The sequence below is a fragment of the Halosimplex pelagicum genome (assembly GCF_013415905.1).
Classification (GTDB): domain Archaea; phylum Halobacteriota; class Halobacteria; order Halobacteriales; family Haloarculaceae; genus Halosimplex; species Halosimplex pelagicum.
The window spans coordinates 668,921-692,548 of record NZ_CP058909.1 but is presented as its reverse complement, the minus strand read 5'-3'; the positions used below and the strand labels follow the sequence as shown (position 1 = coordinate 692,548).

At 70.0% G+C, this 23,628-nt stretch carries 22 protein-coding genes; 8 read left to right on the top strand and 14 right to left on the bottom strand.

What is annotated here, in order from left to right:
• Window positions 1–3: 3 nt before the first annotated feature.
• The 3 genes from HZS54_RS03490 to hisB form a co-directional block, all read right to left on the bottom strand.
• Entirely contained in the window at window positions 4–396 is a 393-nt protein-coding gene (locus tag HZS54_RS03490; protein WP_179920575.1) for a 2Fe-2S iron-sulfur cluster-binding protein, read from the bottom strand.
• Window positions 393–881, bottom strand: a complete 489-nt coding sequence (trpY, locus tag HZS54_RS03485) for a TrpY family transcription regulator (protein ID WP_179922925.1) — start codon at window positions 879–881, stop codon at window positions 393–395. Before trpY ends, HZS54_RS03490 begins: the two co-directional genes overlap by 4 nt.
• A gap of 75 nt (window positions 882–956) precedes the next feature.
• Entirely contained in the window at window positions 957–1,544 is a 588-nt protein-coding gene (gene hisB / locus HZS54_RS03480) for an imidazoleglycerol-phosphate dehydratase HisB (protein WP_179920574.1), read from the bottom strand.
• A 173-nt stretch (window positions 1,545–1,717) separates the two neighbouring features.
• On the opposite strand from hisB, the gene HZS54_RS03475 reads away from it, so the two are divergent.
• A complete protein-coding gene (locus tag HZS54_RS03475; protein ID WP_179920573.1) occupies window positions 1,718–1,888 on the top strand; it encodes a hypothetical protein in 171 nt (56 codons plus the stop codon).
• 19 nt (window positions 1,889–1,907) lie between these two features.
• Here HZS54_RS03475 and HZS54_RS03470 read toward each other — a convergent pair whose 3' ends face one another.
• Entirely contained in the window at window positions 1,908–3,146 is a 1,239-nt protein-coding gene (locus tag HZS54_RS03470; RefSeq protein WP_179920572.1) for an MFS transporter, read from the bottom strand.
• A gap of 111 nt (window positions 3,147–3,257) precedes the next feature.
• Here HZS54_RS03470 and HZS54_RS03465 point away from each other — a divergent pair, with 111 nt between their 5' ends.
• Complete coding sequence (locus tag HZS54_RS03465; RefSeq protein ID WP_179920571.1) at window positions 3,258–4,331, top strand: TrmB family transcriptional regulator; 1,074 nt, start codon at window positions 3,258–3,260, stop codon at window positions 4,329–4,331.
• Here HZS54_RS03465 and HZS54_RS03460 read toward each other — a convergent pair.
• Both HZS54_RS03460 and hisA read right to left on the bottom strand, forming a co-directional pair.
• Window positions 4,312–4,623, bottom strand: coding sequence for a hypothetical protein (locus HZS54_RS03460; protein ID WP_179920570.1), 312 nt, complete (start codon window positions 4,621–4,623; stop codon window positions 4,312–4,314). The genes HZS54_RS03465 and HZS54_RS03460 overlap by 20 nt on opposite strands.
• 181 nt (window positions 4,624–4,804) lie before the next feature.
• A complete protein-coding gene (hisA, locus tag HZS54_RS03455) occupies window positions 4,805–5,524 on the bottom strand; it encodes a 1-(5-phosphoribosyl)-5-[(5-phosphoribosylamino)methylideneamino]imidazole-4-carboxamide isomerase (protein ID WP_179920569.1) in 720 nt (239 codons plus the stop codon).
• Between the two features lie 151 nt (window positions 5,525–5,675).
• Here hisA and HZS54_RS03450 point away from each other — a divergent pair, with 151 nt between their 5' ends.
• From HZS54_RS03450 to fer, 3 genes are all read left to right on the top strand, one after another.
• Window positions 5,676–7,313: a globin-coupled sensor protein gene (locus HZS54_RS03450; RefSeq protein ID WP_179920568.1), complete on the top strand. Its 1,638-nt coding sequence runs from the start codon at window positions 5,676–5,678 to the stop codon at window positions 7,311–7,313.
• 70 nt (window positions 7,314–7,383) lie between these two features.
• A complete protein-coding gene (locus tag HZS54_RS03445) occupies window positions 7,384–8,583 on the top strand; it encodes an inorganic phosphate transporter (RefSeq protein WP_179920567.1) in 1,200 nt (399 codons plus the stop codon).
• A gap of 126 nt (window positions 8,584–8,709) precedes the next feature.
• On the top strand, window positions 8,710–9,096 hold the full coding sequence (fer, locus tag HZS54_RS03440) for a ferredoxin Fer (protein ID WP_179920566.1): 387 nt from the start codon (window positions 8,710–8,712) through the stop codon (window positions 9,094–9,096).
• A 303-nt stretch (window positions 9,097–9,399) separates the two neighbouring features.
• On the opposite strand, the gene HZS54_RS03435 is transcribed toward fer, so the two are convergent.
• The gene (locus HZS54_RS03435) at window positions 9,400–11,748 is read right to left on the bottom strand and encodes an urea ABC transporter substrate-binding protein (RefSeq protein WP_179920565.1); all 2,349 of its coding nucleotides are present in this window, start codon (window positions 11,746–11,748) and stop codon (window positions 9,400–9,402) included.
• 316 nt (window positions 11,749–12,064) lie between these two features.
• Between HZS54_RS03435 and HZS54_RS03430 the strand changes: the two genes are divergently transcribed.
• The gene (locus tag HZS54_RS03430) at window positions 12,065–13,189 is read left to right on the top strand and encodes an A24 family peptidase (RefSeq protein WP_179920564.1); all 1,125 of its coding nucleotides are present in this window, start codon (window positions 12,065–12,067) and stop codon (window positions 13,187–13,189) included.
• A gap of 40 nt (window positions 13,190–13,229) precedes the next feature.
• Here the strand turns inward: HZS54_RS03430 and HZS54_RS03425 are convergent, their stop codons facing one another.
• The 4 genes from HZS54_RS03425 to HZS54_RS03410 all read right to left on the bottom strand — a co-directional run bounded on the left by HZS54_RS03425 (window position 13,230) and on the right by HZS54_RS03410 (window position 16,304).
• On the bottom strand, window positions 13,230–13,490 hold the full coding sequence (locus HZS54_RS03425) for a hypothetical protein (RefSeq protein WP_179920563.1): 261 nt from the start codon (window positions 13,488–13,490) through the stop codon (window positions 13,230–13,232).
• A gap of 117 nt (window positions 13,491–13,607) precedes the next feature.
• Window positions 13,608–14,888, bottom strand: a complete 1,281-nt coding sequence (locus HZS54_RS03420; RefSeq protein WP_179920562.1) for a S8 family serine peptidase — start codon at window positions 14,886–14,888, stop codon at window positions 13,608–13,610.
• A 165-nt stretch (window positions 14,889–15,053) separates the two neighbouring features.
• Window positions 15,054–15,404 carry a DUF7968 family protein gene (locus HZS54_RS03415; protein WP_179920561.1) on the bottom strand — a complete coding sequence of 117 codons (351 nt, stop codon included), beginning with the start codon at window positions 15,402–15,404 and terminating at the stop codon, window positions 15,054–15,056.
• Window positions 15,405–15,479: 75 nt separating this feature from the next.
• Complete coding sequence (locus HZS54_RS03410) at window positions 15,480–16,304, bottom strand: MBL fold metallo-hydrolase (RefSeq protein WP_179920560.1); 825 nt, start codon at window positions 16,302–16,304, stop codon at window positions 15,480–15,482.
• A gap of 135 nt (window positions 16,305–16,439) precedes the next feature.
• Between HZS54_RS03410 and HZS54_RS03405 the strand changes: the two genes are divergently transcribed.
• Window positions 16,440–16,973, top strand: a complete 534-nt coding sequence (locus tag HZS54_RS03405; protein WP_179920559.1) for a hypothetical protein — start codon at window positions 16,440–16,442, stop codon at window positions 16,971–16,973.
• Between the two features lie 151 nt (window positions 16,974–17,124).
• Here the strand turns inward: HZS54_RS03405 and HZS54_RS03400 are convergent, their stop codons facing one another.
• Genes HZS54_RS03400 through HZS54_RS03390 form a run of 3 tightly spaced genes read right to left on the bottom strand, consistent with a single transcriptional unit; the run spans window position 17,125 to window position 20,081 of the window.
• Entirely contained in the window at window positions 17,125–17,532 is a 408-nt protein-coding gene (locus tag HZS54_RS03400; RefSeq protein ID WP_179920558.1) for a pyridoxamine 5'-phosphate oxidase family protein, read from the bottom strand.
• 54 nt (window positions 17,533–17,586) lie between these two features.
• Window positions 17,587–18,285, bottom strand: coding sequence for a zinc metalloprotease (locus HZS54_RS03395; RefSeq protein ID WP_425484373.1), 699 nt, complete (start codon window positions 18,283–18,285; stop codon window positions 17,587–17,589).
• A complete protein-coding gene (locus HZS54_RS03390; RefSeq protein ID WP_179920557.1) occupies window positions 18,282–20,081 on the bottom strand; it encodes a TraB/GumN family protein in 1,800 nt (599 codons plus the stop codon). The genes HZS54_RS03395 and HZS54_RS03390 overlap by 4 nt, the downstream gene beginning before the upstream one ends.
• A gap of 210 nt (window positions 20,082–20,291) precedes the next feature.
• On the opposite strand from HZS54_RS03390, the gene HZS54_RS03385 reads away from it, so the two are divergent.
• Complete coding sequence (locus HZS54_RS03385) at window positions 20,292–23,576, top strand: methyl-accepting chemotaxis protein (protein ID WP_179920556.1); 3,285 nt, start codon at window positions 20,292–20,294, stop codon at window positions 23,574–23,576.
• Window positions 23,577–23,628 lie beyond the last annotated feature (52 nt).

The window sequence follows — 23,628 nt, the reverse complement described above, 5'->3', positions numbered from 1 at the left end:
GCGTTACTCGGAGCCGTCGTCGTCCGCCGACGGCGGCGTCGCCGCGGCATCGCCGCCTCCACGGCTGCCCCACACCCGCTTGTCGAGCAGCCGGACGGCCATCCCGTCGCGAACGGGGAGCTGGCAGGAGAGTCTGGGGTAGCCGAACCGATCCGCCAGGTCGTCGTGCCAGTGGTCGGGGCCGGGCGGCTCGGCGAGTCGGACGCCGCAGGTCGCACAGAGGCCGCGTCCGCCGCAGTTGACCCGCCGGGCGTAGCGGCCGTGGGGCGACAGCCCCGCTTCGAGCAGCACGTCCCGGAGGACCGCCCCCTCGCTGGCGGTCAGTTCGTGGCGCTCGCCGTCGGGCGTCTCGACGGTTATCCGCGCGTCGCCGTCCGCGTCGGGTCCACGGGTCACCGCAGCTCGATGCTGTGGACGAACGGCATGTCACGGATCTCCGTCAGGAGGTCGCCGGGGATCGTCCCGTCGGTGATGACGTACAGCCTGGGCTGGTCGGTGAACTCGGGGTCCTCGCTGATGGTCTGGCGGATGGAGATCCCCCGGTCGGCGATGGCGCCGGTGACGGTGGCGACGATGCCCGACTCCTCGGCGTCCCGCACCGTGATCGCCAGCGCCGACAGGTCGAGGACGGGCGCGAGATCCATCAGGCTCGGGATGGCCGAGATGTTCTGGAAGATGCGGCGCAGCTGGTCGTCGTCGAGGATGGCGTCGGTGGTGGCGTCGACGACCCGCCGGTCCACGTCGACCTCGCGGGCGATGCCGGTGTTGGGGATCTCGATGCCGCCCGAGACCACCCGGCCCTCGTCGTTGACGGAGAACCCCCGTTCGAGCAGCAGCCGGATGACCGCCTGCTGGCTGGGCGAGTCGGCGAACTTCTCCATGATCGCGTCGAAGGTGGCCTCCTCGTCGGATCCCCCGTCGGTGCGGAGGGCGGGCGGGTCGCGCTCGTCGGCCATCTATAGCTCGCCCTTCGTGCTGGCCACGTCCGTCCGGCGCTCGTCGATCCGGGTGGCGTCGTCGAGCGCGCGGGCCAGTCCCTTGAACAGCGCCTCGACCTCGTGGTGGGCGTTCTCCCCGTCGACGCCGGCGTGCAGGGTCAGCCCGGCGTTCGTGGCGAGCGAGCGCAGGAAGTGCTGGGCCATGTGGCTGGTCAGCTCGCCCACCTCGCTCTGGGAGAACTCGCCGTCGAACTCGAAGTACGGCCGGCCGCTCACGTCGACGACGACCGACGCGACGGCCTCGTCCAGCGGGACCTTCCGGTCGGCGAAGCGGACGATCCCGCGCTTGTCGCCCAGCGCCTCCGTGAAGGCCTCGCCGAGGGTGATCGCCACGTCCTCGACGGTGTGGTGGTCGTCGATCTCTAGGTCGCCGTCGCAGTTCACGGTGAGGTCGAACAGGCCGTGGGTGGCGAACGATTCGAGCATGTGGTCGAAGAAGCCGATCCCCGTGTCGACGGTGGCGTCGCCGTCGCCGTCCACGTCCAGGGTCACCTCGATCGCCGTCTCGGCGGTCTCCCGAGTCACCGCCGCCGTCCGCTCGGTCATGTCTCGACCAAGCGCACCCGTCTATTTGGCCGTTGTGTTCGTTCGAGCGCCGCTCCGCCTGCGTTCCGCCGGTCGATCCCCGCGACCGTCGGTCGCCCGACGGCGGCGCGTCGGCCGCGCGTCAGACGCGCGTCTGCCCGAGCTTTATGTCCGGTTGCGTCGATGACAGGAGTGTGGACCGACACTGGACGCATCACCTGGTAGCGCTGTCGGGGGTCCTCGCTGGAGTCGTCATCTTCGCGGCCGGCGACGCGACCTCGCTGGCCGCCGGCGTGGCCGCCGTCGGCGCCGCCGCCCTCCTCCTCCCCGAACTGGCGTCCGGCCGTCGGACCAGTCCCCGCTGACGTAGCGGTCCTCACCCGCTCAATCGTCGCCGGTCGTCGAGCCGCTCGCGGCCCGGGCGTCGCGGCGACCCTGGGCGACCCGCGCGAGCGAGACGACGCCCAGCGCGGCGACCACGGGCACGAAGAGCAGGCGCATCGCCGTCGCGGCGTCCGCGCCGCCGACGACGACGCCCATGACCGCGGGGACGCCGCCGACCGAGACCGACGAGACCGCCGACGCGAGCGCGTTGACCGGACCGCTGTGCTCGGGGACGGCGTCGGTCGCGTAGGCCATCATCGTCGGGAACACCCCGGAGATCAGCAGGCCGATGGCGACGACGCCGCCCAGCACGGCCAGCCCGTCGGCGACGAAGAACGTGAACGCGAACGCGGGGACGAGCAGCCCGAGCACGCCCAGCAGGAGCGTGAGCGGGCCCAGACGGTCGGTCAGCGCGCCGCAGGCGAACCGGCCGGGGATGTACGCGACGAGCATGGCCGTCAGCGTCAGCTCCGCCCACCCGGCCGGGAGTTCCGCCCGCGCGTAGTAGGGCAGCCAGGTGAACAGCCCGCCCTCGACGCCGGTCACGAAGAAGAGCGCGGCCAGCAGGGCGAGCACCTCCGGCCGCCGGACCAGCTCGGCCAGGTCCGAACGGGTGAGCGGCTCCTCGTCCGACTCGACGGCGGGCGAACGGAGCGACTGGAACACGACCGCGAGCGCGAGCACGGCGAGCCCGACCGCGCCGTAGACGAGCCGCCACGACCCGGCTCGCAGCGCGAGGACGACCGCCAGCGGGCCGAGCGCGGCGCCGACCGCCCAGGTCGCGTCGTAGCGGTTGTACACGCGCCCGCGCTGGCTCGGGTAGAAGTGGCTGAGCAGCGGCCGGTCGAGCGCGCGGAACACCCCGACGGCCCCGCCCTGTACGACGAGCGCGGCCAGGAACACCGGGAAGGACGGGGACAGTCCCATCGCCAGCAGCGCGCCCGCGGTCAGGAACGCGCCGCCGGCGATGAACCGCCGCGCGTCGACGCGCCCCGCGCTCGACCCGACGGCGAGGATGACCAGGAGGTAGCCGACGGTCCCCGCCGGCGCGACCAGCCCGAGCTGCCACTCGGGGACGGTGAAATACCCCTCCAGCGTCGGCAACACCGCGCCGCGGACCTGCATCACGGCGCCCGTACACGCCATCGTCAGGAAGATCGCCACCGTCCACAGCCGCCGGTTGCGGGCCTCGGCGGCGGCCTCGTCGCCCCCCGACCCGCCCGCCGAGGGCCCGCTCACCGGGCGTCCTCCCGCTGTCGCGTCGCGTGCCGCTCGAACGTCGGTTGCATATCACCTCCTCTCGGTTCGATCCGGAAAACGTTTTTGTAGATAGTCCAAGAACCTTCGTCAATGAGCGAGTCGCGGATCAGGGAGCATCTGGGGGCGTTCGGGCTGTCGGCGACGGAGGTGGCGACGTACCTGGCGGTCCTGCGGCGGGGGGAGGCGACGACGGGGGACGTGGCGGCCGCGGCGGACGTGTCTCAGGGGTACGTCTACGACGTGGCCGAGACGCTGGTCGACCGCGGGCTGGTCACCGTCGACGAGAGCGCGAGTCCGACCGTGCTGCGCGCGCGGCCGGCCGCCGAGGCGGTCGCGGAGCTGTCGACGCGGGTCTCCGACCTGCAGTCGGCCATCGAGGACGCCTACAGCGAGCCGACGGCGGCCGACGTGGGCTTCGAGGTGGTCCGGTCGCGCCGGACCGTCGAGCGCCGCGCCGAGCGGTTCCTCGCCGACGCGACCCACGAGGCGTTCGTCGTCGTCCCCGCCACGGCCTTCGGGACCCTGAAAGAGGCGATGGCCGAGGCGGTCGACCGCGGCGTGTTCGTCTACTGCATGCTGCTGGCGCCCGACACCGAGGTCGTCGCCGACGCCGTCGCCGACTTCGGCCGCTACGCCCACGTCGTCCGGACGTGGGAGGCCCGCCCGCAGGTGTTCGTCCTCCGGGACGCCCGCGCCGGCCTCGTCGGCTCCCACGGCGTTCTCACCGGCCGCCACGGCGACGAGTACGCCGTCGCCTTCGGCCAGCCGGAGGTCGCCAACGGCTTCTACGGCAACATGGTCAGCAACGTCTGGCCCATGGGCGACGCCCGCCACGTCGCCGATCCCCGGGAACTGCCGGCGACCTTCGAGTACTTCCGCAACGGCGTCACGACCGCCGCCCAGTACCTCGACGCCGACCGCGACATCGTGGCGGACGTGACCGTCGCCGACACCGGCGGCGACCACGAGATCGACTTCGAGGGCGTCCCCGTCCGGGCGGCCAACCAGACGCTGGTCCCGCCGGTCACGAGTTCGTTCCCCGTCGAGAGCGCCCTGGTCGTCGAGACCGACGGCGGCCCCGTCAGCATCGGCGGCGACTCGCCCGGCTTCGACCCCTACTTCGAGGATTTCGCGGCCCGGGAAGTCACCCTTCGCGAGGCGTGACCGCCGGATCGCCGTCGCCGTCCGGCCCGTCCGGCCCGTCCGGCTCACGTTCCTCGTCGCCCTCCGTCGCCCGGTTGGCGATCCGGTCGAGCCCCAGCGTCGCCAGGAAGCAGACCGCCCCGACGTACAGCAGCGAACTCGGCTCGGTCACCAGTCGGCTCACGACGCTGTTGCCGTAGCCCAGGACCGTGCCCAGGAACCCCAGCGTCGAAGTGGTCCACCCCAGTCCGGCGAGGCCCGCGAGCTGTTCGGCGAGGTCGGTGTCGAGCGAGACGGACGGCTTCCGGATCATTGCCGGGTCACTCCGCTCTCCGAGTATAACGGTTCACCTTTCGTGACCGTCCGGTCAGCAAGAATCGGGGACGGGCTCGCGTCCGATCAGTATCCGACGCGAAACGCGCAGCGAACCGGCGAGCCCGACGGAGTCAGCCCGACCGGAGTCGATGCGGAACGGGCCGCTCCCGGATCGTCCGTCAGACCGTGTCGATCGCTTCCTCCAGCGTGAACGCCCCCTCGTAGAGGGCGCTCCCGACGACGACGGCCGCGGCGCCCGCGTCCTTCAGCGCGCGCACGTCCGCCAGCGTCGCGACGCCGCCGCTGGCGACGACGGGGATGTCCACGGCGTCGACGACCCGCTCGACGGGCTCCGTCCGGACGCCCTCCAGCTGCCCCTCCACGTCCACGTCGGTGAAGAGGATGCCTCCCGCCCCGAGTTCCTCGTAGCGCGCGGCGGCCTCGGCGGGGTCCAGGCCGGTCCCCTCGGTCCACCCGGAGACGACGACCTCCCCGTCTTTGGCGTCGAGACTCACCAGCACGCTCCCTGGGTACTCCTCGCCGATCTCGGCGACGATATCGGGGTTTTCGACCGCGGCGGTCCCGAGGATCACCCGGTCGATCCCGGCGTCGAGCAGGCCGACGGCGTCCTCGACGGTGCGGATGCCGCCGCCGAGTTGCGTCTCCACGTCGACGGCGTCGACCACTGACTGGATGGCCTCGGCGTTCTCGCGCTCGCCCTCGAAGGCACCGTCGAGGTCGACGAGGTGGAGGGTGCGCGCGCCCTGTTCGACCCATCGCTCGGCGGCCTCGACGGGGTCACCGTAGGCCTTCCCGGTACCGCGCTCGCCGCCGACCAACTGGACGACCTGTCCGTCCTGTACGTCCACGGCGGGTACGACCTCGAACTCCGGAAACATACTCGCTCGTGGGCGAGCGGGGGGCGAAAGCGTGTCGGTCGACCGCAGGCGCTACTAAACCACCCGACGGCAGTATCACGCGCGAAAACTCGGCGAGTAGTGTTAAGCACACCAGCGGGGAACGGTCGCGTACATATTCGGGTATCTACCGATGAAGGACTACGCTGACGAATTCGGTCGTGGCGGATTGAACTCCGAAGTGGACCTGGACGCGCTCCTGAACGGGATCGGACTCGACGGCGAGGAGATCGCGTGGCGCAAGGAGTTCGTCGGCTTCGACGAGGCCGACGCCGAGCGGCTGGCGGCGCTCGAACCGCTGTTCGCCAGCCACGCCGACCAGATCGCCGAGGACTTCTACGACAACCTCACCGGCCACGAGGAGACCACCGCGGTCATCGGCCGCTCGCCCAAGACCGTCGAACAGCTCAAGCGCACCCAGTCGGCGTACTTCGCGAGCCTGACCGCCGGGGAGTACGGCGAGGAGTACTTCGCCAACCGCGCGCGCATCGGCAAGATCCACGACGTGCTGGAGATGCCGATGAAACACTACATCGGCCAGTACGGCGTCTACTACGACCTGATACTGGACCTGCTCCGCGAGCGGCTGCAGGAGAACCTCGTCGACGCGCTCCGGGCCGAACTCGCCGGCACGGCGGCCGACGGCGATGTCGCTGTCGCGGACGGCGACGAGCAGTCCCCCGACGACCGGTCGGCCGCGGAACCGCCGGTCGACATGGACGCGGTCGAGCGGGTCGTCGAGTCGGAGGTCGACGCCGGGATGGACGAGGTGCTGTCGGTGCTGCGAGCGATCAACCTCGACATGCAGGTCGTCGCGGACACCTACATCCACTCGTACAACGAGCGCCTCCAGGACGAGGTCGACCGGCGCGAGCAGGTCGCCGCCGAACGCGAGCGGCTCCAGGAACAGGTCAGGGCGGACGTCGAGCGACCGGTCGACCAGCTGCTCGACGCGTCGGAGGGGATCGCCGACAGCGCCCGCGAGATGTCCGAACTGACCGACGAGCAGGTCGGACGGGTCGACGAGATCGCGGGCGAGGTCTCGCGGATGAGCGCGACGGTCGAGGAGGTCGCGGCGACCGCCGACGAGGTCGAAACCACGAGCGAGCGGGCGCGCTCGCTGGCCGAGGAGGGCCGCGACGAGGCCGACGGCGCGGTCGACGTGATGGACGCCGTCGGTGAGGCCGTCGACGGCGTGGCCGACGACGTGGACTCGCTCCAGGCCAGAATCGGCGAGATCGACGAGATCGTCGAGGTGATCAACGACATCGCCGACCAGACGAACATCCTCGCGCTGAACGCCTCGATCGAGGCCGCGCGCGCCGGAGAGGCGGGGTCGGGCTTCGCCGTCGTCGCCGACGAGGTGAAGTCGCTCGCGACGGAGTCACAGGAGCGGGCCGGCGAGATCGAGGCGATGGTCGCGGAGATCCAGACCGACGCCGACGAGACGGTCGCGAACCTCGCGACGACGACCGAGCGGGTCGACGAGGGGATCGACCGCGTCGAGACGGCGATGGAGAACCTCGACGACATCGTCGAGGCCGTCGCGGCGGCCGCCCAGGGGATCACCGAAGTGGCCGAGGCGACCGACGACCAGGCCGCGAGCGCCGAGGAAGTCGCGAGCATGCTCGACGACCTCGTCGAGCGGACGGAGGAGGTCTCCGACGAGGTCGCCGACGTGGCCGCCGCCAGCGAGCAGCAGACCGAGATGGTCCGGGAGATCGGGGAGACGGTCCAGCGGCTCGGAGCCGACGGCGGCGACGCGGCGTAGGCCGTCGCGCACCACGCCCGTCGTCGACCGCTGTCGGTAGGCTTTAGCTGACGGTCGACCAGATGCCGGTATGGTCGAGGCCCTCCTCCTCGTCGGGCTCGTCGTCGCCGTCTTCGTCGGGTTCAACATCGGGGGCTCCTCGACGGGCGTGGCGTTCGGCCCGGCGGTCGGCAGCGACACCGTCTCGAAGGCGACCGCCGCGGCGCTGATGACCGGTTTCGCGCTGCTGGGCGGGTGGACCGTCGGTCGCGAGGTCATCGACACCCTCGGCAGCGACATCGTCACCACGGCGTTCACCCTGGAGATCAGCATCGGCGTCCTCTTTTTCGTCGGACTCGCGCTCTTCCTCTCGAACGTCGCGGGCGTCCCCGCGTCGACGTCGATGACCGCCGTCGGCGCGATGGCCGGGCTGGGACTGGCGCGGGGCACGCTCAACTGGGGCGAGATGGGCCGGATCGTCACCTGGTGGCTCGTCTCGCCGGTGATCGCGTTCTGGGTGAGCGCCGTCGTCGGCCGCTACTACTACCCGCGGCTCGTCGAGTGGTTCGCCGTCACCCAGACCGAGGGCTCGCTGGTCGTCTTCGACCGCTCGGGGGCCCTGCCGCGGCCGGAACTCGGCCCCAACACCACCACTCGCGAGCTCGTCGGGACGCTGCTGGTGATCGGGATCGGCTGTTACATGGCCTTCTCGGCGGGCGCGAGCAACGTCGCCAACGCCGTCGCACCGCTGTACGGCAGCGGCGACCTGGAGATGACTCAGGCGGTCCTGCTCGGCGGCGGCGCCATCGGGCTGGGCGCCTTTACGATCGCCCGGCGGACGATGGACACGGTCGGCAACGACCTGACGGACCTGCCGCTGCTGGCGGCGCTGGTCGTCGCGACGGTCAGCTCGACCATCGTCACCGGACTGTCGGCGCTGGGGATCCCCGCGAGCTTCGTCATCATCGCGACGATGAGCATCGTCGGACTGGGCTGGGGACGGGCGACGCGGACGGTCACCATCGCCGACGCGAGGGGCGGCGACCCGCCGGCGGTGTCCGTCGGCGCGCTGGCCGCCGAGGCCGACGAGGCGCCGACGGTCGGCGGCGAGGGCGGCGCGTCCGACGCGCCCGACGCCCCGCCGATCGGCAGCGAGGACCGCGAGTCGATCCCCGACGCGGAGGACCTGTTCGAACCGGCGACGACGGCGCGGGTCATCTTCCTCCAGAACGTCGTCCCCGGGATCGCGACCGTCGCCTCGTTCCTGCTGTTCCGGTTCGTCCCGCTGTGACCCACCCCGGAATGGGACGTACGTCCACCCACGAGCCGTCGAGCCCGGCAGATATTGCGCTCGCGGCCGCGAAACGGTAGCACGAACAGCAAGGTCTAACAGTCAGGGGGTCGAATCCAGCAAGTGATGCCCACCGTAGAGTACCTGAATTACGAAGTACTGGACGACCAGGGTTGGGACATGGACGCATCGGCCTTCGAGGAGGCTGCCGACGCCGACCTCGGCGACGAGGACTACGGCACACTCGAGGTCAACGAGGGCGAGTACATCCTCGAGGCCGCCGAGGCCCAGGGCTTCGACTGGCCGTTCTCGTGCCGCGCCGGCGCGTGTGCGAACTGCGCCGCCATCGCGGTCGAGGGCGACATCGACATGGACATGCAGCAGATCCTCTCCGACGAAGAGGTCGAGGAGAAGAACGTCCGCCTGACCTGCATCGGCAGCGCCGCGACCGACGAGGTCAAGATCGTCTACAACGCCAAGCACCTCGACTACCTGCAGAACCGCGTCATATAAACAACGCCGTAACACGCTCGTCGAACGAGCGAACACTCTCCCGGAGAGGAACAGTTTCCGTTCCGGGTTTTCACTCACCGGCGAGAGGTTTTACCGCCGTTTCCCTTCGGAAACCCGGATCACGACCGTCGTCTCGGCACGCGTCGATACGGTCGCGATTGCAGGCTCTGGTTGCGACAGTCGCGTCTCGGCGGGGCGTTCCGGGTGCGTTCTCGCAGTACTGGCAGGGCCGCGGGTCTCTATCGATATCGGATGTCGGGCGCGGCTGGCCACCCGTGCCGGCGGTACTGCTCGGTCGGCGAGTCACTCCCTGCGCACGTCGAAGGTATCGAGTCGGGTCTGGAGCCGGTTCGCCTGGGCAGCGAGCGACTCGACGTTCGAAGTCACCTGACGCATCGAAACGGCCTGTTCCTCCGCCGCGGCCGACGCGTCCTCCGCGGCACCGGCGGTGTCGTCCCCGAGTTCGGCGACTTCGTTGACCGCCGACAGGACCTCCTCGGCGCTTCCGGCCTGGTCGTCGACCGCACGGGTTATCTCCTGTACCCCTTCGTCGGTCTCCTCGACGTTCTCGACCACGTCGACGAACGCGTCTACGGCGTCCTCGACCGACTCGGTCGTTCCCTCGATTTCACGTTCGGCGGTCCGGATCCGCTCGACGGTCGTCGTCGTGCGCCCCTGGACTTCCTCGATGAGGTCGGAGATATCGCCGGCCGAATCCTGCGTCTTCTCGGCCAGCTGTTTGACCTCGTCGGCGACGACAGCGAACCCGCCGCCGGCGTCTGTACCGTCGCTCCCCCCGACCCGGGCCGCTTCGATGTTCGCGTTGAGCGCCAGGATGTTCGTCTGGTCGGCGATCTCGGAGATCAGTTCCACGATCTCGTCGATCCGGGCCATCTGTTCGTCCAGTCGCTCGACGGACTCGACGACCGACGAGACTTCGGTCCGGATCCGCTCCATCTCCGCGCTCGCCTGCTTCGCGGTCGATTCGCCGTCTCGCCCGATCTCGGCGGTGTCCTCGGAGAGCTGCGCGACCGTCTGCGCCGTCGACGCGACCTCTTCGACCGTCGCCGAGAGGTTGTTCATCTCGCTGGACACTCGGTCGAGACGCTCGCGCTGTCGGTCGGCCCGCCTCGTGACCCCCTCGATCGACTCCCCGACCTCCTCGCTGGCCCGCTTGACTTCCTGGGCTCCCGAACTGGCCTGTTGGCTCGCTGCCGCGACGTCGTGAGAGAACTCCTGGAGGTGCCTCATCGCCTCCTCGATCTCGTCGAGCATCGCGTTGAACGCCGTCGCAATTTCGCCCATCGCGTCGTTTTCGGCGTCCCTCGGCAACCGGGCAGTCAGATCCCCGTCGGCACAGTCGCTCATTATCTCGCTGTACTCCTCCGCGCGTGCTTCGACCCGCTCGCGCAGTTCCCGTGACTCGTAGGCCTCCTGAACCCGGGTCTGCAGCGAGTCGTGCATACTGTCGAACGTCCCCTGCTGGTGGAACAGCGCGGGTCTGTACTGCGTCGTCTCGGCGGCCTCCCGGAGATCGCACCCGACGGTCTCGGAGAGAAACGTCTCCTCCGTCCGCTCCGCCCCGAAGAACTCGATGTCGTGGTTCTCGTCGGCTCGCGCGATCCGCATGTTGTGGCTGATGTGATGGGTCGCCCCGTCGAGGGTCACGGTGCCCTCCGGTGCGTCGAACGACAGCCCGCTCCGGAGCTGGTCTATCACCGCAGCCTGATCGGTCGTTCCCGCGGCCTCGACGGCTTTCGCGTAGAGGTGTATCGAAACGTAGCTGTTCTGTGCCTCCTGGTTGATGTACTCCGCCTCCGGGAACTTCTCGTAGAAGCGCTCGACGAACCGTTCGTTCTCCGGCGTCGAGAGCTCCTCCATGTAGTTGACTCCGACGTGGACGTCCGAGAACGCGGGCGGCTCGTATCGCTTGTGTTCGAACGCCTGCGCCATCGACGTGGACGTTCCGACGGGTATCGAGAGCCCGCGCTCGGCTTTCTCCCGGAAGAACTCCGCGTGGTTGTCCCCGACGAGCATCGACATGACGACGTCGGGATCGGCGTCCTCGATCCGACTCACTACCGACTCGAAGGACGTCTGTGACAGCGGGGCGAACTCCTTGCCGACCACCTCGGCGCCGTGTTCCGCAGCGAGGATATCCACCCAGTCGGAGGACAGGTGCCCGAAGTTGTAGTCGGCGGCGATAGTGTAGATCTCCGGCCCGTACTCCGACACGAGGTACGGGAGCACGGTCCCGAGCTGCTGGCGAGCGGTCGCTCCCATCGGGAACGTGTATCGGTCGCAGACGCCGCCCTCGTACTGGGTCGTGTAAAAGTAGAGCTGTCTGTGAGCGTTCGTCAACGGACGGACGACCTCCCGCTCGGACGAAGCGTATCCGGCCCAGATTGCGTCGGGGTCTTCCTCGTTCAGAATGTCGGTGACCAGCCGTCGGTATCTGTCCACGTCCGACTTCGGATCCGGATCGACGACCTCGATCTCGCGACCGAGAATGCCGCCGTTCTCGTTCAGCTCCTCGACCGCGAGCAGACTCGCCTGCCACTTCGACGTGCCGAGTTCAGCGAACTTCCCCGACCGATTCTCGAGGACCGCTATCGTGATAGGATCGTCCGACTCGTCAGCCCCACTAATCATCTTTGAGACCACGACTGGGAATTGGCATCTTACGATATATTGGTTGGGGTTGCATCAATACGCCCTTTTCAACACTAATAATTGGGGGGTCGTTCGATAATTTGTTTATGTGGTGTAGAAAATAATTCTGGGGCGGGCGGTGGGGCCGGGGCCGAGTCCGGCTCGGTATCGTACTTCACGCAGATGTCACGTGCGGTGGACCGCACCGGTCGACGTTTCCGAGCGCTCCCACCGACCACGCGCTCGGACGCCCACAGCGGCCGACCCCGTCGCCGTCGCCGAAACCACTAATGTCCGCGGGCGCGCTGGTTCGGTCGTGATCGACTGGCTGGGAACCGTCCTGACGGAGAGCCCGCCGCCGGACCTGCTGCGACTGGTGGCCGTCCCCGTCTTCGGCTGGGCCGCCTACCGGGACGTCCGGACCCGTCGGGTGCCCAACGCCACGTGGCTCCCGCTGGCGCTGCTGGGGGTCGCGCTGCTGGTCTGGGACATCGAGCGGATCGCCACCGGCGAGCTCCCCTTCTGGGTCGAGTCGCGCGAACTGTTCTACCTCCGGGTCGCGCTCTCGCTGGGGATGGTCGGGTCCATCGGCTACCTGTTCTACTACTTCGGCGGCTTCGGCGGCGCCGACGCGAAGGCGCTGATCGTCCTCGCCGTCCTCTTCCCGACGTTCCCGATATACGTCCTCCCGACGGAGGCGCTGCCGCTGACCCGGACGACCGTCGGCGTCTTCTCGCTGACGGTCCTCTCGAACACCGTCCTCGTCGGCGCGGCCTACCCCGTCGCCGTCACGCTGCGCAACGCCCTGACGGGACACCTCGCGCCGATCATGTTCATCGGCAAGCCGATCCGCGCCGCCGACGCGACCGACGAGTACGGCTCGCTCCTCCAGACGCCCGACGGGTTCACCCGCCGCGGGCTCGACCTCGACGCCCTGCGGATGTACCTGCGCTGGCGCGGGACGACGCTGGCCGCCGTCCGCGACGACCCCGACCACCACCGCGACCCCGCGAGTCTCCCCGACGACCCTGATCCCCCCGGCGACGGCTCGATCCCCGAGAGCGGCGACCTCGCTGGCGGAGCCGACGGCGAGGTGGCCACCGACGGCGGGGAGCGGGCCGGCGCGGACGACGCCGCTGGGGACGACGCCGGCGCGGAGACCGACGCCGAGACCGTCGACCGGACCGACGCCGAGGCCGCCGACGGGGCCAACGCCGACTACGACGACCCCTGGGGCGCACAGGCGTTCCTCGACGACATCGAGGGGTCGGCATACGGGACGACCGCCGAGGGGCTGCGGGACGGATTGGACGTGCTCGCCGACGAGGACGTGGTTTGGATCTCCCCGGGGATGCCCTTCATCGTCCCCATGTTCGTCGCGCTCGTGATCAGCCTCGTCTACGGCGACCTGTTCTTCGAACTCGTCTCGCTGCTGGTGTGAGCGGCGGGCGCGCCGCCCGCGCTGACCCGGGTCGCGGGCGCTACTCCTCGGCCGGGGCGAACCGGTCGTACACTGGCCCGATGGTGAAGATGGAGACGAGCCACAGGACGGCGACGGCGATGTAGGCGAGCAGGACTCCGCGCTGGAAGCCGGGCGCGTCGGTCACGACCAGCAGGGCGAACGCGCCGACGAGCAGGCCGACGGCGCCGACGGTGTTGCTCGCGTCCCAGAGCAGAAACGCCCGGGTCCGCGCGTCCTCCTCGGCCATCGCCGCGAGGAACCGCCGGACGGATCCGATCATCGCCCGTGGGTTGTTCTCGGTCCGCCATAAGTGTGGGCGTCGCGGAGGGCGCCGGTGGTCGGTCCGCCGGAAGCGCGACGGAACACCACCGCTCGGTCCCGGGTCGACGGTCGGCGCTCACCCGGTCGCGTTGGCCGGCGGGTCGACGGCGCGGCGGGGGACCACCAGCCCGTTGCCGGCCGTGGGGTCGGTACCGTTCGGCCCAACGTCGCGGGCGGTCCGTTCGAGGCGCAACTCGACCTCGCGGGGCGAGCGGTCGGGGTCGGCGTCGAGGGCGAGCGCGGCGAGGCCGCCGACGTACGGCGTCGCGGCCGAGGAACCGACGAGCGGCTCCTCGTACCCCACGATTTCGTGTCGAGCGGGCGCGACCACGTCGACGCCGAGGCGGCCGTCGGCGGTGGGGCCCCTAGAGCTGAACGGCTCGACGCGGCCGGCCGCGGGGTCGTAGGCGCCGACGCCGATCACGCCGCGGCCGGTCGCGGGGGCGGCGACGCTCCCCTCGGGCCGGGTCCGCTGGAAGCGGTGGGTCGGCGAGGATAGCCGGAGGCGGGCGCCCGTGGCGTTGGGCGGCCCCCGGACGACGACGTAGTAGGTGCCGCCCCGGAGGCGGGCGTTGATCCGGGCGTTGGGGACGCCGTCGCCGGGGAACGACGCCGACCTGGCGACCAGGCTGCGCTCGCCGTCGTCGGTCCGGTAGAGCTCGGCGACGTAGGTCTCGTTCCTGTGGCTCCGGTCCCAGCCGAGCCAGATCCGCGTCTCGCTCCCGCGACCGGCGAGGTAGTTGCGGGTCGTGTCGCCGAAGCGCAGGCGTCCGTCGCTGGGGTCGTCGTAGCGGCCGGTCCAGTGGCCCCGGGCGAGGTTGCCGGTCGGCGCGACGAAGACGACGCCCTGGCGGCGCGCCCACTCGCCCAGGCGCGCGACCGTCGAGGTGCCGTCGCCGGGGCGGCCGTAGAAGGACACCGGGGCGACGATCACGTCCACGTCGGCGGTGACGAGCCACGTCACCGCCCGCCGGAACTCCGTCGTGTCGTCGAACGTCGCGAGCCGCAGGTCGGCGTCGGGCGCGGTCCGCGCGACGACGGCGGCGGTCGCGGTGCCGTGGTGGTTGCGGCCGCCGTTCTCGACGGTCGCGCCGCCGCCGAACGCGCGGCTCTCGGCGATCCGGTCGGCGATCGCCGGATGGTCCGTGTCGAAGCCGGTGACGCCGACGACGCCGACGGTGACGTTCTCGCCGGTGACGCCGGCGTCGTGGAGGCGCTGGAGGCCGCCGTCGGCCGCCTCGCGCTGTCGAGTGTCGGCTGGGGCACCGGGGACCGACAGCGCGAGCGCGCCGATCGCGGCCAGGACGCAGCAGAGGGCGACCGCGACGACCCCCAGCGCGCGGACTCGGGCGGGCATGGAGGGGACTAACGACCGATCGGACCGCGACGATCAAAACGATACCGGTGTTGGGCGGTCTCGTCGCCGCTGTCGACGGTCACTCGCCGTCCGCTCGGTCGGGCCGGACCGGCCCAGTCGGACCGGGTCGGCCCGGTCGGTCGCGGATTCCGCCAGGACCGCCGCTCAGTCGTCCAGCGCCTCGGGCTCGTCGTGCTGGACCGACCACCCCTGGTTGACCCCGCAGGCCTCCCGTTCGGTGTACTCGATCTCGGTGTCGAGGTCGATCCGCGAGCCGCCTTCGACCGCCTCGACCACCAGCGGCACGTCCATCCGGCTGCCGCAACAGCCAACGTCGGTGAACTCGTCCCACTCGTCGCCCTCGGCGGCCGCGTCGTGAACCTTGGTGAGATACTTCCTGTAGTAGTCCGAGCGGATCCGGCTGGGCCCGTGCTCCCCGATATCGGCCGGGAAGGACAGCACCACCCGGGTGGCGAGGTGCTCGGTCGTCCCGTCCGCGCGGTCCTGACTGCTCATATCCCCGGTTCGAGCGCGACCGGTATGGGGCTTCCGGGGATGTGCGTCGCGGTCGAGCGCGGTGTCTCTCGCCGCTCACAGGTCGTAGCGCTCGCCGTCGACGGCCAGCGGCGCCTCGAACGCTCGGTCGGCGTCGAGGAAGTGGGAGACGTGGACCACCCTCGTCTCCTCGGCGTCGAGGTCCTCGCCCAGCGCGACCGCGCCCTCGACGGTCATGTGTTTCGTGCCGAACGTACGGGCGACGCCGTCGTCGTCGAAGTGGGCGCCGCCCGCGGGGTGGTGTTCGCACAGGTCGGCGGTCACGATGCCGTCGGCCAGCAGCAGGTCCGGGTCGGCGAGGGCCGCGCGCGACTCGTCGCCGATGCCGTAGGTCGTGTCCCCCGAGATCGACAGTTTCGCCCCGGTCTCGGGATCCTCGATTGCCAGTCCGTAGCAGACGAGCGGCGGGTGGTCGACGGGGACCAGCGTCACCTCGAACCCGCAGGTCTCGAACGGTTCGAAGGGGGTCTCGGGGACGACCTCGACCTGGTCGAGGTAGTCGTAGCGGCGGCGGACCGTCTCGGCGACGCTCTCGCCGGTCTCGGGGTCCCGTTCGTCGGCGGCGTGGACCGGCAGGCGGTCGAACAGGCGGTAGGCGTGCCCCAGTCCGTCGAGGTGGTCGAAGTGGATGTGCGTGATCACCGCGGCGTCGGGCAGCGCCACGTCGTGACCGAGGAACTGCTGGCGGAAGTCGGGGCTGGTGTCGACGAGCAGCGACTCGCCGGTCCGCTCGTTGCGGACGTGGACCGAGAACCGCGACCGCTCGACGCCCCGTTCGCGGGCGCGCTCACAGGTCTCGCAGTCGCAGCCCGGCGTCGGCGTCCCCGTCGTGTCGCCGGTCCCGAGGAGGGTGACTTCCATCGGTCGACGGGAGGGCCCGCCCCCGCCTAAAGGGCGCGGTCGACGGTTCCGCCGTACTCTGTTCTCCGCGCTTATCGTTCAAAGAGCCCTTTTCGTCTCACACAGTCATTTGTGCAGACGAGACAGAGATGGAATATGAACCGTCGGGAGTTGCTTGTCGCTACCTGTGCATCGATGGCCGGACTTGCTGGTTGTTCAAGTGATGCAACGGGGCCGGGGACTTCCACCATCACACCGACTCCACTCTCCAAGTACGATTGCCCACCACACGATTCGTATTCAGGGGCCGCTGTCTGCTCACATACTGTCGAGACAGGGTCTGCGAGCGCCTATCTCCTCCCATCACAAACTACGGTGGACGCGTCAACAGGAACGGTTGAACTGACGCTTCACAACAAATCATCGACCGAACTGGAGTTCAACCCATACCAATGGTCCATACTGAAGAGATCGTCCGCTGGATGGAACCCGATTGAGACACGCTCGTCTGGTAATGGACAACTGACGCTCTCGCCCGGTGAAACGCACACGTGGACTTTTGGAGAAGTCGTGGATTTCATCGACGAGGAAGCAACTGTGGACACAGGAACGTACATAGCAGGTATCGACATCCCAAACCCCGACGGTTCAGACTGGATACGGTGTATCGCGCTATTTCGTCTCGTCTGAATTATCTACAGACTGCACTGAGCATCCGCGCGCCTGCGGCGCGCGGTTCGTCCGCCGAAGCGGGGCGGAGCCCCGCGAAGGCGGCTTTTTCACCCATGTTTTTGGCGGAGGGGTGGGCGCGGTTTGCCCACCCCTCCGCGAAAAAGATGGTTTAGTACGCCCTGTGGCTGGCCGAGCCGACGGCGATCCGGACCAGCGTGTTCTCCGACCAGTCGTCGGGGTCGGCGCCGTAGCGGCGGTTGATCCGTCGGTTGGCACGCTCGGTCTCGGTTTCGTCGTCGACGACCGTTGCCGTCCCGCGGACGGTGACCGTCCACTCGGGGTGACCGGCGTCGCTCTCCTGGATCGAGAGCGCGACGCGGGGGTTCTCGCGGACGTTGGCGAGCTTCCGGCCGGTCGTCGTCACCTCGATCACGGGTCGGTCGTCGCCGTCGGCCGGTTCGTAGCGGAACCAGACCGGCGCGGCGTGGGGGCGGCCGTCGGCGCAGGTCGCGAGGTGGGCCGCGACGGGGTCGCCGGTCAACAGCGCCTCGACCTCGTCGGGGACTGGCTGGGCCATACCGGCGGTTGGGTCGCCAGTCGGAAGTGGGTTGTTCGGCGTGGGACCGTCGGATCAGAGCCCGAGGCCGACCAGGGCGTACACCGCGAGCAGCACGGTCGGGACGGCGACGGCGACGTAGACGGGCTTGCTCCAGCGCAGGACCTTCCGGCCGTCCAGCGGGCCGTAGGGGATCATGTTGAACCCCGCGAGCAGGAGGTTGATGCTGAGGCCGCGACCGCCGATAAGTCCGAGGAGGCCGGGGCCGAACAGGAACAGCGGCAGGAAGACGGCGGCGAGGCCGACGTTCGTGACCGGACCGGCCAGCGAGATGAGGCCGTTCTCGCGGGCCGTGATGCGGCCGCGGTGGACGACCGCGCCGGGTGCGGCGAACAGGAAACCAGCCAGCGCCGACATCACGGCCAGGAAGAGCATCCCGTAGTCGGCCTTGAACGCGGCGACCTGGCCGAAGCGGACGGCGACGACCTTGTGGGCGAGTTCGTGCAGGAGGAAGGCGACGCCGACGGTCGCCAGCGAGACCGCCAGCGCGAGCGCGAGCGCCGCCGGCGGGCGGGCGCCGCGGGCGACCAGGTCGACGAGCGCCCGGTCGATGAACAGCGTGAAGGCGACGCCGAGCGCGAGCCACGCGATCCCGAGATCGCGGAGCTCGCGCCGGCTAAAGGAGATACCGTGCCAGCCGCGGCCGCCGCCGGACCGACCGGAACCGCCGCGACCGCCGCTCCGTCCGGCTCGACCGCCGGCGGGGCCGCTCACGAGACGACACCCCAGACGATCCGCCAGCCGTCGCGGGCCCCCTCCAGAAGCAGGCCGCCCATGGCGCTGACGCCGCCGATGTCGGCGGAGATGTACGGCAGGATCAGCGGGAAGACGACGAGGCTCGCGATCATGCTCCCGACGTTGGTCAGGCCGGCGATCAGGATCAGCCGGAACAGCGGGACCTGGCGCATCCGGGCGAAGATCTCGCTCACCGGCGCCGTCTCGTCGTCCATGATCTCGTTGAGCCGGGCGATGTCGGAGACGTTCACGTCGACGTAGCGCAACTCGACGTAGCCGGCGAACCAGCCCGGCGCCAGCAGCGGGTTGACGCTCGTGAGCCAGGCGACGCCGCCGCCGACGAGCGCGCTGGGCCAGGTCGCGCCCGCGACCTTCGCCAGCCCGCCCGCGAGCACCGCGTTGACGAGGAACCACGCGACGAACAGCTCCAGCAGGAAGTCGTTGCTCGCCCCGCCCAGCGCCAGCAGGGCGAAGAACACGAGGAAGCCGACGGTCATCGCGTAGCCCAGCGCCTTGTAGAGATAGCCCGTGAGGCTCGTCCCCGAGGCCTCACCGACCAGCGACTCCATCGGCGGCAGGCTCTCCGGGTCCGCGAGGTAGCGTTCGATCCCCTCGCGGTGGCCGGCGCCGACGACGGCGACGACGCTGTAGCCCGCCTCGCGCAGCGCCACGAGCCGGTGGGCGATGAAGGCGTCGCGCTCGTCGATGAGCGCCTCGGCGGCGCCCGGGGCGAACCGGCGGAACTCCTCCATCATCGCCGTCACCACGTCCGCGTCGGTCAGCTCGTCGATGTCGATCTCCTCCAAGTCCTCCTCCTCGGGCAGGAACGCCGCGAGGACGGCGCCCCCGAGCGCGCCGAGGGCGGCACCGCCGACGGCGCCGCCGAGGACGCCCGTCCCGGTCTGGAGGACGAACCCCCCCAGGCCGGTCAGCCGGTCGCTCGACACCGAGAGCGGGCCGAGCGCGAGTCCGCCGCTGGCGGCGATCGCGACGCCCGCCGCCGAGCCGACGAGGACGCCGGCCGCGACGCGCGTGTACGTGGTGTTGGGCACCGGCAGCGGTTCGAGCCACTCGGCCAGCCACGGTTCGAGCAGGCTCCAGAGGACGACGCCGCCGATGGCGCCGCCGACGAGGCCGCCGGCCAGCGCGACGGTGTCGGGGCCGAGGGCGGCGACGAAGTCCGCGCTCGCGAACCCGAGCGCGCCCGCGCCGACCGTCGCGACGGCGAAGCCGGCGAACAGGCCAAAGGAGAGGCCCAGACCGGCGCCGACGGCGACGGGCGACCCGACCGCCAGCGTGAGGTTGCCGAGCATCGAGAGCTTGCGCAGCGGGCTGAGTCTCGCCCAGAACCGCTGGACGGTCATCTGGATGTCGCGGTCGACGAGCGCGACGCCGAGACCGTGTTCCTCGGCGGCGTCGACGGCGGCCAGCATGTCGGCGCCGGGGTCGACGCCGAGCTTCTTGCCCATGCGGGTCTGGACGTAGGAGAGCATCCAGTAGGCGAGAAACTGGAAGACGGTGTTGCCCCGGAGCATGTCGCCGGGGTCGATGTCGTCGGGGGTCTCGCCTTTCAGCTGGCGGAACCGCCCCTCGTCGAGTTCGACGGCGACCACGTCCGGCCGTCGCTCGGCGATGGTCTCCTCGACCTCCTCGACGCTCTGCTCGGAGACGTGTGCGGTGCCGAGAACGTGGACCTCCCCCTCGCCGCGCTCGCGGGAGGGCGGGAGCGACAGTTCCCCGTCGACTCCGGGGTCGTCGCCGGCGGGCTCGGTCATTCACCCGCGTTACACGGCCGTCCCGTTTACCGTTGTCGGGACGGCGACGAGCCGACCCGCACGCCCTCGCCGTCCCCGACGAACGCAGTTCGCGTGATACTACCAGAGCGTAATACAGACTGGCAAGAATGTTCGGATATTCGCCACTGCAGCTATCAATTCGGGTAATTTGCCGAGAACGCTTAACCGTCACAATTAATCCCTCTCGGTATGGACCTGAAGGTGAAGCTCATCGCGCTGTTTCTCGCGATCTCGCTGATCCCGCTGACGACGGTGGGAGCGTTCGCGACGATGGGCATGAACGACCTGAACACCAACGCGCAGAACCAGAGTTCGGAGTACCTGCGCGACGAGATCACGGCACAGCTGAACCTGACAGTCGAGGCGAGACAGGACGGCATCCAGAACCAGATCGACGAGCGCGACGTGGGCGTCCGGGCGATGGCCTCATCGACGACGATGGAGAACTACGTCGCCGCGAGCGAGGGGGAGATGGACCTCGTCCAGCAGCTGAGCGAGGACCAGGTCGGGTACGTGGCGCTGCAGATGCGCAGCTCGATCGAGAACGCGCGGCGGACGATCCTCGAGTCCGACTACGACGGGCGCGCGTGGGACGACCTCTCCGCCGAGGAGCAAGGGGAGGTCGAGCGCCGCGTCGAGGAACAGATCGCCGGCACCGCGGGCGACGGCGTCGCCGACGACGGGACGATGTCCGCGACGTTCCGGCCCGGCTACATCGGCGAGACGGGCTACGCGTACATCACGGACATCGAGTCGAACATCGTCGTCCACCACAGTCTCGAGGAGGGCCACAACCTCAAGGAGGACTCCGGGGGGACGCTCACCGTCTTCGAGGACATCAAAGAGCGGATCCGGAGCGACGAGGCGATCCGCTCGGGCGAGGAGTGGGGCGTCGCCCAGTACGACTGGGAGGACACCACCCAGGAGGGCAACCCGGTCGAGACGAAGTTCATCTCCTACACCTACTACGAGCCGTTCGACTGGGTGCTGGCGCCGAACGTCTACTACTACGAACTCCAGCAGACGGCGCTCGCGGACGCGAAAAACCGGACGGCGTCCTCGTTCGAGCGGAACCTCCAGACCCAGACGATGACCGTCGGCGGCACCGAATCGCCCGTCTTCGAGTCGATCACGTTCGTCGACGCCGACGGGCGGGAGGTCATCCGGGCCGACCGCGAGGGCGGCCGGATCGTCACCGAGCAGGACGGCGGCGACTCCTACGCCGACGAGGCGTGGTTCACCGAGGCGGCGGAGCTCGCCCCCGGCGAGACGCACTTCGGCGACGTTCGCTCCGTGGACGGCCACGAGCGCGTGGCCATCTCGACGCCGGTGTACAGCCAGAGCGACGGCACCCTCCGCGGGGTCGTCGCGGCGGAGTTCAACTACTCGCTGATCACCGCGACGACCAACTCGGTCACCGTCGGTGACAGCGGCTACCTCTACGTCCTCGACGAGGAGGGGATGATCGTGAGCCACCCGAACCGCTCGGTGGTCGAGGCCGGGACCGACGCCGCCGCCGGCGAGTACGGCGCGGAACTCGGTGAGATCGTCTCCGAGCGGATGCTCGCCGGCGAGTCGGGCATGGCGACCCACACCAGGACCACCGGAGACGGGAACGCGACCCGCTACGTCCAGTTCGCGCCGGTCAACTTCGGCGACAGGCAGTTCACCCTCGTCGCGACGGTCCCCGAGGACGACGTGACCGAGCCGATCGCCGCGCTCGGCACGTCGCTGCAGAACAGGGCCGACGCGACGCGCAACATCATGATCGGCCTGATCGCCCTCGCCGCCCTCGTCGTCACCGGGGCGGGCTACGGCGCGGCCCGGTACATCTCCCGTCCGATCGTCCAGATCAAGGAGCGCGCCACCGCGATGTCCCGGGGACGCTTCGAGGACAACGACACCGAGATATCCGCCGGCGACGACGAGATCGGCGAGATGGTCGACGCCTTCGACGAGATGCAGGCGAACATGGACCGGCAGGTCGAGCAGATCGAGGCCGTCGGCGAGCGGCTCCGGGCCGGCGACATCGACGCCGACATCGAGACGGACCTGCCGGGCAAGTTCGGGGAGATCATGGTCGCCCTGGAGGACGGCATGGGACAGCTGCGGACGAGCTTCGACGAGATCGACCGCGCGAGCGCGAACGTCCGCGCCGGCCAGCTCGACCAGGAGCTCGACACCGACCTGCCCGGCGACTACGGCGCCGTGATGGCGGAGCTCGCCGCGGGGCTCGACCAGCTCTCGGAGAGCTTCGACCAGCTCGAAGCGGTCAGCGCCGACCTGCGCGACGGGCGGCTCGACCAGGACCTCGACCGGGACCTGCCGGGCGACTACGGCGCCGTGATGGCGAACATCGACGAGGGGCTGGACGCGGTCGACGAGAGCGTCGCGCGCGTCCAGGCCATCGCCGAGTCGGTCCGGACCGCGAGCGAGGACGTGGCCGGGAGCACCGACGAGATCGAGTCCGCGAGCGAGGACGTGGCCGACTCGGTCCAGGAGATATCCAGCGGCGCCGACCGCCAGGCGGAGAACCTGGAGGAGGCCGCCGGCGAGATGAACGATATGTCGGCGACCGTCGAGGAGATCGCCTCCTCGTCGGCGGACGTGGCCGAGACCGCCCGGCGGGCCGCCGAGCGGGCCGACGCCGGCCGCGAGCAGGCCACCGACGCCTCCGCGGAGATCGCCGAGATCGAGGCCGAGAGCGACCGGGCCGCCGAACAGGTCGCGGCCCTGGACGAGGAGATGTCCGAGATCGGCGAGATCGTCGCCATGATCAACGACATCGCCGAGCAGACGAACATGCTGGCGCTGAACGCTTCCATCGAGGCGGCCAACGCCGGCGAGGCCGGCGAGGGCTTCGCCGTCGTCGCCGACGAGATCAAGAGCCTCGCCGACGAGGTCGGAACGGCCACCGAACGGGTCGAGGACCGCATCGACGAGGTGCAGGCGACGACCGGCGACACCGTCGAGGACATCGAGCGGATGCGCGAGCGCGTCGAGTCCGGCGTCGACACCATCGAGGACGCGGTCGGCCAGTTCGACGACATCGCCGACGCCGTCGAGGACGCCGAGGCGGGCGTCCGGGAGATCAGCGACGCCACCGACGACCAGGCCGCCTCCACCGAGGAGGTCGTCGCGATGGTCGACGAGGTCAGCACCGTCAGCGAGGAGACGGCCGCCGAGGCGAGCAACGTCTCCGCCGCGGCCGAGGAACAGGCCGCCTCGGTCAACAACGTCGCGACCAACGTCGACGAGATGGCCGCCCTCGCCGCCGACCTGCAGGACCTCGTCGACGAGTTCGAGGTGTCCGGCGCGGAGGCGGCCGGCGGCGCGGACGACGGCGACGCCCCGGGCGGCGGCTCGCGCACCCTCGACGACGCGCTCGACACCGGCCCCGCGCTCGACGACCCCGACGGCGCCGAATCCGCCGGCTCGCCCGACGACACGCACGGGGCGGCCGACGACGACTGAGCGACGACTGGGCGACGACTGGGCGGCCGGAACGCCGGTTCCGCGGCGTCAC